The sequence below is a fragment of the Desulfobacter curvatus DSM 3379 genome, assembly GCF_000373985.1.
Classification (GTDB): Bacteria; Desulfobacterota; Desulfobacteria; order Desulfobacterales; family Desulfobacteraceae; genus Desulfobacter; species Desulfobacter curvatus.
Window position 1 is genome coordinate 39,128 of record NZ_KB893064.1, and the last position, 10,720, is coordinate 49,847.

A 10,720-nucleotide genomic window follows, 5' to 3' on the forward strand; every position below is an offset into this window, starting at 1 on the left:
AAAAGCGAACAAAGCATGGAATGGCTTAACTATCATCATCTTTACTATTTCTGGACAGTTATGAAAGAAGGGAGCATTACTGCAGCCGGCAGCAGGCTCAGACTGGCGCAATCAACCATCAGTGCCCAACTGACCAAACTGGAGGAATCTTTCGGTGGAAAACTGTTCAACCGTCAGGGACGAAAACTGGAAGCCACGGATCTGGGTCAGCTGGTGTTTCAATATGCTGACAAGATCTTTCTTTTGGGGCACGAACTGATGGATCAGATTCACAACCGGCCCGTGGTCGGACCGCTTTCACTGAACGTGGGGATCGTGGACGTGGTCCCCAAACTCATGGCCAGAAAGCTGATTGAACCGGCCCTGTGTATGGAAAAAACCGTTCGCCTGGCCTGCCATGAAGGCAAGGAAAAAGACCTGCTGGCGGATCTTGCGCTGCACAATCTTGATCTGGTGATTTCCGACGGATTACCCAAGCCCGGCCTCAGCGTAAAAACTTACAATCATTTTTTAGGAGAATGCGGCATCACTTTTTTTGCCGAAAAAAAACTGGCGGAAAGTCTGCCCGAAAAATTTCCCGACTGCCTAGATAACGCCCCCATGGTAATGCCCATGACCATGTCATGGCTCCGGGGCGCCATCGACCAATGGCTTGACAATTTGTCCATTCGACCGGTGGTGGTGGCTGAGTTCGAGGACAATGCCCTGCTGACGGTTTTCGGGCAGGCAGGGGACGGTGTGTTCATGGGGCCCACGATTATTGAATCAGAGGTTAAAGCCCAGCATCAGGTGGAGATCATCGGTCGGTGTAACAATATCAAGGAGCGATTTTATGCGATCTCTGTTGAACGAATTCTTAAGCACCCGGCGGTTGTGGCCATCACCGACACCGCACGCCATTCAGTATTTTTCAACGCGTAATGCCCAGGGTCACGGCATCATCATTTTCTCTGGACAAACGATTAAATCCAAAAATGCCTGAACCCTTCAAAATTGATATCAAACAGCAGCCGGGTTATCTGCGATTGTTCCGTGGTCCGTTTGATAACACCTTGATTACCCGATATAGATATGATTTAATCTTCAGGCATTAACACGGTGTCCCAAGGGACATAAAAAATTGATTTAACGGACAATTTAGCGGACAAGGGGATATTTTGCCGGAGCTGAACATTGAAACCGTAAACCAGACAACGGCAATGCTTTTTTCAGGACGGCTGGATGCCCAGGGCGTAGCCCGATTATGGGATATTGCAGTAAAAACGGTAAAAAAAGCAGGGCAAACGAAAATCCGGATAGACCTTGAATCCGTTGATTACATGGACATGGCCGGTGCCACCTTTATATCCTATTTAAGCCGCCTGGCAGTCAGCACAAAGGCGGAACAATCCGACCTGGTGACCGGTGTCAAAAAAGAGTTCGTCCCCCTTCTGGATCTGGCTGAAAAATCAAAAAACGAGGCATCAGCCCCGCCGCCGAAGGTGGCCTACATTGAAAAAACCGGTAGAGATCTGGCTGCATCCCTTGAAGATACCAAGATGTTCATTACCATGGTCGGGCAGATCACGGTCGCTTTGTTTTCCTGCATTAAAAATCCGGGCCGCATCCGGTGGGCCGACACCTGGATGGTGGCGGAACGCTCCGGGGTCAACGCACTGCCCATTGTGGCGCTCATCTCATTCATCGTAGGTCTGGTTATGGCGTTTCAGGCCGCCATTCCCATGCGTATGTTCGGCGCGGAAATATATGTGGCCAATCTCATCGGCATAGCCATGATCCGGGAACTCGGCCCCCTGATGACCGCCATTGTGCTGGCCGGACGTTCGGCCTCCGCCTTTGCCGCAGAGATCGGCACCATGAAAATCAACGAGGAAATTGACGCGCTCACGGTCATGGGCATGGAGCCGGTCAGGTTTCTCATCGTACCAAGGATCATTGCCGCCACCCTGATCACACCGCTGCTCACGGTTTTTTCCAATTTTGTGGGTATCCTTGGCGGCATGGTTGTTATTCTTTCCTTTGGCTACCCGCCCATTGCTTATTATAATCAGGTGGTGGGATTTGTCTCCTGGGAGGATCTTGCCGGCGGGCTTGTCAAATGTTTTGTATTCGGTCTTCTCATTGCGGCCACCGGCTGCATCCGGGGGTATCAGACATTGAGGGGACCGTCCGCCGTGGGCGATGCCACGACAAGGGCCGTGGTCTCCTCCATTATTTTAATTGCTGTGTTTGACGGTATCTTTTCCGTCATTTACTTTTATCTGGGCATATGAACGAAACAATCATCAATGTCCGGCACCTTTTTGCCGGATACAACAACAACGCCATTATGGAAGATCTCAACTTTGATATCCAAAGTGGAGAGGTGTTTGTTATCCTCGGCGGTTCCGGCTGCGGCAAAAGTACGGTGCTCAAACACATGATCGGCCTGGTGCCGCCGGTGTCAGGCCAGGTTTTCATCCATGGCGAAGATATGATAACCGCCCAGGGTGAGGCACGCAACCGCCTGCTTGCAACCATTGGCGTAGCGTTCCAGAACGGTGCGCTGTTCGGCTCCATGACCGTGCTGGAAAATGTCATGCTGCCCCTCATAGAGTTTACGGATCTTCCCCGGGAAGCCATTGAAGCCATTGCCCGGGTCAAACTGGATCTGGTTGACATGGGGCATGCCCTTTATCTTCTGCCCGACGAGTTGAGCGGCGGCATGAAAAAAAGGGCAGCCATTGCCAGGGCCATGGCTCTTGATCCGGCTATCCTGTTTTTAGATGAGCCCTCTGCCGGACTGGACCCCCTAACCTCGGCCGAACTGGACCGCCTGATCCTGGAACTGGCAGGGTCCCTTAACATCACCTTTGTCATTGTCACCCATGAACTTGAAAGCATTCTGACCATTTCCGACCGGGTGATCATGCTGGGCAAACAGGAAAAAGGCATCATTGCCCAGGGCGATCCCAAAAAGCTCAAAGCGGATCAGTCAAACCCATATGTATATAATTTTTTTAACCGGAACCCCTAATAAATTTTTGGAATCCAACCCATGACCCAGAAAACCAATTATTTTAAACTCGGCCTTTTTGTCATCCTGGCCTTTGCACTGACTGCGGCCATGCTTATTGCCTTTGGTGCAGGCCAGTTTTTCAAGACAGAAACCCTTGCCGAAACGTATTTTAACGAATCGGTCCAGGGATTGAACATCGGATCGGAAGTTAAATACAAAGGGGTAAAAATCGGTGCCGTAAAATCCATTACCACCCCCACAAAGGTTTACGACATTGCCTCAAATTATGTGTTGGTCACCTTTTCCATGTCCGAAGACTGTTACGTGGGACAGACCGGGAAAAATCCCAGAGAACGGATGAAAAAAGCGGTAGACGACGGGCTTTCCGTATTTTTATCCTTTAACGGCCTGACCGGATCGGCATATCTGGAGACCGATTATAAGAAAAACGGACCGGATGACCTTGAAATTTCCTGGACCCCGGAAAACCTTTATGTGCCGTCCAGGTCCAGCAACATCAAACAGGTATCGGATGCAATCACCCGGGCCATGGAAACCTTGGGTTCCATGGATTTCAAAGAGATGAAAAATGATTTTTCGGACCTTCTCAAGGGCCTGAATATCACAAAGGTATCGGCCCAGGCAGAAAGCCTTCTCAAGGAACTTCGTCAGACCAACAAGGACCTGGCCAAACTCCTGACATCCGGCCGGATGAAACAGCTGTTGGCGGATGCCGGCTCATCAATGGCAGACTTTAAGCAGATTGTTCAGGCAGCAAAAATTCCCATCAAACAGACCCTGGCAGATATCAATAAGGCATCGGGCAGCTTCAAACGCATGGCTACCGGGCTGGAACAAGGCTATGAAGTGAAATTGACTGAAATGTCCGATAAAATGGATACGGTTTTGGCCAACCTTGAAAAAACATCCCGGTTACTTGAAAACATGATCTGGACCAATGCCGACGTCATTGAAAAAACAATCGGCAACCTGGAGAATACCACTGAAAACCTCAACCAGTTCACCCGGGAACTGCGTGAGTACCCGGGCAGCATTCTCATGAACGCCCCACCTAAAGCATCAACATCAGGAAAGGAGAAATAATTTGTTATGAACAGCCTTCGCCCCTTAACAGGTTTGCCTCTTTTCGTGATGATAACCTGCATATTAACGGCTGCCGCCTTTTTGGCCGGATGCGGGATTAAAAATGATTACACCAAAAAACAGATGTTCAGGCTTGATGCCGGCGACAACAGTCCTGCTGACCAAAGCAATCGGTCAACCGGAGCCCCGCTGGTGGTCAAACGCCTGGATATTTCACCGGAATTCAACGGCGCGGGATTTGTCTACCGGGTGGGTGAAAACCGGTTTACCCAGGATTATTATAACACATATATGACACCACCGGCCCGCATGATCAGTGATGTGATGCTTGAAGCCCTGGTCAACTCGTCCCAGTTTGCCCCGGCCCCCAACAACCGGATTCCGGACGATATCTTCCAGTTATGGGGTAAAATCACAGCGCTCTATTGTGACCGGCGCAATGCCTCCCACGTATCGGCTGTGGTGACCATGGCGCTCAACCTTGACCGGCTGAACAAAGAGGGATTCACAAAGGTTTTGTCAAAAACCTATTCCCGGCAAATCCCCCTGGGCAAAAATACCAGTCCCCAAGCTTATATCCAGGCCCTTAATCGTGGATTAGCCGAAATTGTCAAAGATATCCTGTCGGATTATCAAAACGTAACAATCCAAGCGGATAACCAATAGTTTTTTAGGATGTTTTTATATGAAATTTCGACCCTGCATTGATCTTCGGAACGGCAAAGTGGTCCAGATTGTGGGCGGCACCCTGTCCGACAAAACCCAGGACAGCCTTGTCACCAATTTTGAAAGCGCGCGGACTCCGGAACAATTTGCACGGATGTACCAGGCGGACCAGCTATTCGGCGGTCATGTCATTGCCCTTGGACCGGGCAATACCAAATCAGCACTTGAAGCGCTGCAAGCCTTCCCCGGAGGTCTCCAGATGGGCGGCGGCATTAATCCTGAAAATGCACACACCTTCCTGGACGCCGGCGCATCCCATGTCATTGTCACCTCGTATGTTTTCTCCAAAGGCCGCATGGACATGGACAAGCTCAAAAACCTGGTGAATGCCGTGGGCAAAAACCGCCTGGTTCTTGACCTGAGCTGCCGGAAACGGGACGGACAATTCTGGATTGTGACGGACCGCTGGCAAAATTTCACCGAAATGGCCGTAACCCCGGCTACTCTGGAACATATGTCAGCATTCTGTGACGAATTTTTAATCCACGGCGTGGATGTGGAAGGCAAAATGCAGGGTATCCAAAAAGAACTGGTAGAGCTGCTGGGGGAACACAGCCCCATTCCTGCCACCTATGCCGGAGGGGCAAGCCGGTTCTCAGACCTGGGCCTTGTAAAATCCCTTGGCAAGGGCCGTGTGGACCTGACCATCGGCTCAGCCCTTGACATCTTTGGCGGCACCATCCCTTACCAACAGGTGGTGGGCTGGCACAAGGATCAAATCTGATCCATTTATATCTAAAGGAAGCGGCAAAAGGCGGCGCATCAAAATACTGTTTGCATTGGCTCGGAATAATTCCGATTTGGGCTTTGGTTATACCTTATTTATACCTTATTAGGTTAGTACTTAGGTTCAACATTTTATGTTAATGAACTCGAAACAACTCAAAGAAAACCCACTTTATACATCAATAAAATTTAAACCTCGGCATCATCAATATCAAAAGAAATCAACACAGCGTCAATAAAAGACTTAGGCTTAAATAATACCATTTTGTGGGGTTTCAGATTCCTGCTTTCAAGGGAGCGACTGAGAATTATTGCAGTAAGCTCACGATTTCGTTTTTTAAATACCTGGCGTATCATATTTACATCCGGTTGGTTGGCTGTTATTGAAATCTTATCATGTTTTTATTCTTTTATAGAAAATAACACTTAACCACTTATTATACGATGAAAACGAACAAAACAGATTTTAATTTAAGAGATGCAACTAATGATGATATCGAATTCATTTTTCAGTTAAGGACACAAACTATGAAAAAAGATTTCGATAACACTTTTGGCTGGGATGAAGATGAGCAAAGGAAGAGAGCAGCGGATGAGATACAGCATGCTAAAGTAATAATGATAAATCAAACAGATATCGGTGTCATTAAGGTAATTCACAGGATCAAGGAACTGCATTTACACCAAATGCAAATCTTACCTAACTATCAAGGGAAAGGCATCGGTTCTCAACTCGTTAGTCAAGTGCTTGAACGTGCGAAAAACGAGAATGTCCCTGTAACACTTTTGGTTTTAAAAGGCGCAGCTGCAAAAAGGATTTATGATCGTTTTGGTTTTTCTGTAGTAAATGAATATGAGAATAATTATATGATGCGTTGGCAGCCCGAAAGCTTTGATGAAAATAATGATGGATAACGAATACAGGCAGGCCGTCCCGTGGATAGTAGCAGTTTTTGAAAATACTCGGTTTTTGAACCATTATCAGGAATCGCAGCCCCCCAAATGGTACAGAAACGCTGTGGTGCTTGTCATTGAAGGTGGTGGCTACGTTTGTTATTCCTGCCTGATTTCAAACTGGGCGTAGCGAGCCTGAATACCATAAGTCCTTGGTCAACTATGTGGTAAATTGAAAAAAATTGCACGTCTTCCCAGATGTTGTTAATGATTTCATCATTGATTTTTTAAACAGTTATGCATATCAGATTATTCTCACTTTTCGGATGTTATCCCGTTAGATAAGTGAATATGAAAGATAAACGGAAATCACAGATCAACTTGTTCGGCATCGGAATGAGGAAAAATATGTCAGTTTACATGATTATTCAGTCATCAGTTAAGAATGAAGAGAAATATAATCAATACATTGCCCAAGTCTCTCCAATTGTTGAAAAGTATGGCGGTTGTTATCACGTTCGGGGAGAAAACATACGGTCATTAGGAAGCTGGAATCCTGAAAGAGTCATAGTTATTGAGTTTCAATCTGAAGATCAAATACAGAATTGGCTAAAATCACCGGAATATGCTGCCATTGCCCCACTACGTGAAGGAGGTGCAGATGCGCAGGCGATTATTGTTGAGGGGTATCAAAAAGATTAACAGTCTCGAACAACACTCCACACTGGATTGGCAGGATTGGGCGGCCATATTTTTTTTATGGTGTATCGTTAAAACCTTTTTAACCACAGTTTCATTCCCTGCTTACCCGTATGGGTGAGCGTTCGGCAGAAAAATATATGAAAATAAGAAAAGCATCTAAAGTAGACAAAGAAAATATTTCGAACATGCATATTGCATCAATCAAGAAACTATGTTGCAACCACTATACTCATGAGCAGTTGAACGCTTGGACCAGTGTCCTAACTCCTTCGGTATACGATCAAGCATTGAAGGAAAAAGTAGTTTTAGTTGCATATGATTCACAACAGGATTTACTGGGACTCGGAATTTTAGATATTGAAAATTCAGAAATTAGCGCAATCTATATTAATCCTGATGCCGCCGGAAAGGGGATTGGAGCGAAACTCCTTAACGAACTTGAAATGACAGCTCGAAATAGCAAAATTTTTAGAATAACCGTTCATTCCACACTTAATGCAAAGGGCTTTTATTTAAAGTACGGCTATATAGATCAAGAATTAACGCTTCACAGTTTGCCGAATGGATCAAAGCTTGAGTGTGTACGAATGATCAAAGATTTGTCAGCGAATGCCAAACAACGGCATTGAGAACAAAAGCAAAAAGCCGCTGGCACCTCATGCCGGACGTTAACGAGCACATTTATATCAAAATCCAACCTCTGATTAAATCCTGGAAAAGCGATACGTCTATGATCAGTCGCTATTGATCAAATTTCCCGAACCCCAATATATGGTGTTTGATTTTTTTTGAAAAAATGAAAACTAATACCATAAATGCTCACCTTGAAATTTTAAAAAATCTTTACACCATTATAGAATACTGATACGCTCACATCAATATATGGCTTGGTTATACGTTCTTATACGTTCTCATTTTTCATGTTATACAGTTAGCTAATCGATAATAAATATTATCCAGATCTGTTGGATCGAATTGTTAGGCTCATATAATCGAAAGAAAGAGGGGAATTAACCATGCACACTTTCGCAGAAAAACCGAAGGCAGGTCATCAGCCTATCTCTGCCAAGGCTAAGGTTCCTGCTCGGTCACACTTCGGGCACAGCCATGAGGTGAATTCGATCCTTCAATTGCAGCGTAAGATAGGGAATCAAGCAGCCCAGCAATTGCTGCAAAACAATTCTGAAGAACGCAACACCTTATTTACTGGTTCAACATCGCCTCACTTCAGGCACGATTTTAGCCGAATTTCCATCCATTCTCCTTCAGCGGGAGAGATACAGACGAAACTGGCAATCAACACGCCGGGGGATGAGTACGAGCAGGAAGCCGATGCTTTGGCTGAACGTGTTCTTGGTGAGCCGATTTCATATGCCGGCCCCAGTGATGAGTCCCGGCTCGTCGCCACCCCTGGTATTTGGGCTGAGAAAGGGTATGGTGCGCCGCTTAGTGATCACGATAACCGTTTCTTCTCGACACGTCTTGGTATGCCCCTTGATCATGTTCGCGTTCACACAGATGAGTCTGCTGAGCGCACCGCCAATGCGCTAAACGCATATGCCTTTACCGTCGGTCGCCATATCGGTTTTGCACCAGGAGAGTATGCACCAGTAACAAGCCGTGGACGTAGGTTGTTGGCCCACGAGTTGTCCCACGCGGTGCTGCATGAGGATACAGGGCGGATTCACATGGCCGCTCGCTATTCGAGTTCTGAACGAACAGCAATGAGCAGCGGTATCGTGACGGGCGGCACGCTGGATACCACGGTTGCCACCGAACGTGGATTTGTGCCCGGTGACATCGTGTTCAGGATGGGCAGTTCCAGCCTGGGCGCGATTATTAACGAGCCCGTGACTCATGGAGGTATCTACATCGGCAACGGTTTGATTCACGATATGGTGGGATTCGGTAATCGCAATGTGCGGCTAAGCGATTTCTATCTTGAAGCGGATGATCCCAGCGTCATTCGCATCATACGATTCTCAGGGCCAAATGCCACACTGATCATCAGGCGCTTATTAGCCAATATCAACTCGCGCAGTTTTCGGCTGCCGACCGATGCAAAACCGTGGAATCTGTTTAGTTCAGCAACCGACTACCGAACCGCAACCTGCCTTGAATATTCACATGCGCAATTCCTTCATGCCATCAACGAGCTGAGTGCCGACACCCGGGTGCCTGCTGCTACCCGCAGTAACCTCCGGTCCGAGTATTTCTCAAGCGGATCGAGTTCTGCCAGGCACCTGATTTCACCTCGGTCCATATCCCAGTCCGGCACGCCCAATGCGCCGCCGGGACTTGTTGTTCATGGCTTGATTGGCGCAGCTGACTATCTGGCGGAGGATGTGGATTCCAGCGTGTTTGAGAATCGTTGGGAGGGCACAACGACGACCAGGGACTTCGGTACTTCGTGGTTTCCTAATCTCGTTATGACTGCCACCTTGCAGACTTTCACCTACCGGTCTTTTGTAGACAGCCGGCGCTATTTCACCGATGTTACAGTGCCCGCGCTTTCCTCAAGTACACCCGGCAGCCAGCTATTGATCGATGCTCATGCTGCGACTGGGGACGGCGATATCCGTAGTTTTGTCAGCAGTCATACTTCAACAGAGCTGAGGTCACTCCCGGTCGCCGAAAAAGTAAGAATGATCACGCGCCTGCTGGAAGGTTGGATTGCCGATGCGGATGTCGTTGCTGTCGAGTCCATTTGTTCGAGCGTTAGTACGAGATCGGAGATGGTAACCATTGATGCCCGTATCCGGCCGAAGCTTTTGTCAATGACTTCGATAGGACAGCGAATGCGCGTGAGAATTGCGATTAGTCACAGGCCGTAAGAGAATGGTTGGTCAATTCTTGTCTTAATTGAAAAAGAAAACGCACGTACGGAGTCACCCAATAACCTCTACAATCTATGTCAAGACCACTTTGCTTAGAATTTCCAAATGCGCTTTATCACGTGACATCGCGTGGAGGCCGGCGCGGAAACATTTATGAAAACGATGATGATCGACTAAGGTTTTTAGAAATCCTTGAAACGGTTGTTGTTGATTACAACTGGTTGTATTATGGCTATTGCCTGATGGATAACCATTATAATTTCATCATTGAAATACTTGATGGCAATTTGTCAAAAGGTATGCGCCAGCTCAATGGTGTTTAACCGAGCGAAGATCAGCGAGGAGGCGGTTATAAAGCTATTCAAGAAGGCCGTGGCGAGCGCTCCGTACCTGAAGGTCAAGTAGTCCCAAGGCGCGGCTCTGGATCGCGCGCTCGACGACATTATCGAGATGTTCCCACCGGCCACCCAATCGGGATAGGACTCCCCATCACTGAGGAGCCCTCCCACACCACCCGGCATACGGATCTCGTACCAGGGCGGTTCGGCTGATTTTATGAATCAGTTCCCGGGCAGATATAATCCTTGATCAATAAAATATCGTTCAGGCATGGCAATGGCCACCCATTTGATTTTACTCATGTGCCAATACTTTTTGCGGGCATTGCCGCATAGCATGGCATCCTGGTGAGCAATACCAAGTTTCTCAAGGTTGCGAACCCTGGTTTTGGGAT

10 protein-coding genes are annotated in these 10,720 nt (G+C 47.5%); all 10 read left to right on the forward strand.

All coding sequences use genetic code 11. From position 1 onward, the window contains the following. Window positions 1-15: 15 nt before the first annotated feature. The 10 genes from nhaR (at window position 16) to B147_RS0114620 (ending at window position 9,984) form a co-directional block, all read left to right on the forward strand. Window positions 16-921: a transcriptional activator NhaR gene (gene nhaR, locus B147_RS0114565; RefSeq protein WP_026259667.1), complete on the forward strand. Its 906-nt coding sequence runs from the start codon at window positions 16-18 to the stop codon at window positions 919-921. Window positions 922-1,157: 236 nt separating this feature from the next. Then, window positions 1,158-2,273, forward strand: coding sequence for an ABC transporter permease (locus tag B147_RS0114570; RefSeq protein ID WP_020587934.1), 1,116 nt, complete (start codon window positions 1,158-1,160; stop codon window positions 2,271-2,273). Next, entirely contained in the window at window positions 2,270-3,016 is a 747-nt protein-coding gene (locus B147_RS0114575; RefSeq protein ID WP_020587935.1) for an ABC transporter ATP-binding protein, read from the forward strand. The genes B147_RS0114570 and B147_RS0114575 overlap by 4 nt, the downstream gene beginning before the upstream one ends. 21 nt (window positions 3,017-3,037) lie before the next feature. Continuing rightward, entirely contained in the window at window positions 3,038-4,102 is a 1,065-nt protein-coding gene (locus B147_RS0114580) for an MlaD family protein (RefSeq protein WP_020587936.1), read from the forward strand. Between the two features lie 6 nt (window positions 4,103-4,108). Continuing rightward, a complete protein-coding gene (locus B147_RS0114585; protein WP_020587937.1) occupies window positions 4,109-4,768 on the forward strand; it encodes an ABC-type transport auxiliary lipoprotein family protein in 660 nt (219 codons plus the stop codon). Window positions 4,769-4,787: 19 nt separating this feature from the next. Then, complete coding sequence (gene hisA, locus B147_RS0114590; RefSeq protein WP_020587938.1) at window positions 4,788-5,552, forward strand: phosphoribosylformimino-5-aminoimidazole carboxamide ribotide isomerase; 765 nt, start codon at window positions 4,788-4,790, stop codon at window positions 5,550-5,552. 530 nt (window positions 5,553-6,082) lie between these two features. Next, window positions 6,083-6,469, forward strand: a complete 387-nt coding sequence (locus B147_RS28475; RefSeq protein WP_020587940.1) for a GNAT family N-acetyltransferase — start codon at window positions 6,083-6,085, stop codon at window positions 6,467-6,469. Window positions 6,470-6,799: 330 nt separating this feature from the next. Next, window positions 6,800-7,150: a DUF1330 domain-containing protein gene (locus B147_RS0114610; RefSeq protein ID WP_020587942.1), complete on the forward strand. Its 351-nt coding sequence runs from the start codon at window positions 6,800-6,802 to the stop codon at window positions 7,148-7,150. Window positions 7,151-7,287: 137 nt separating this feature from the next. Then, window positions 7,288-7,779: a GNAT family N-acetyltransferase gene (locus B147_RS0114615; RefSeq protein WP_020587943.1), complete on the forward strand. Its 492-nt coding sequence runs from the start codon at window positions 7,288-7,290 to the stop codon at window positions 7,777-7,779. Window positions 7,780-8,166: 387 nt separating this feature from the next. Then, the gene (locus tag B147_RS0114620; RefSeq protein ID WP_020587944.1) at window positions 8,167-9,984 is read left to right on the forward strand and encodes an eCIS core domain-containing protein; all 1,818 of its coding nucleotides are present in this window, start codon (window positions 8,167-8,169) and stop codon (window positions 9,982-9,984) included. The last annotated feature ends 736 nt before the right edge of the window (window positions 9,985-10,720 follow it).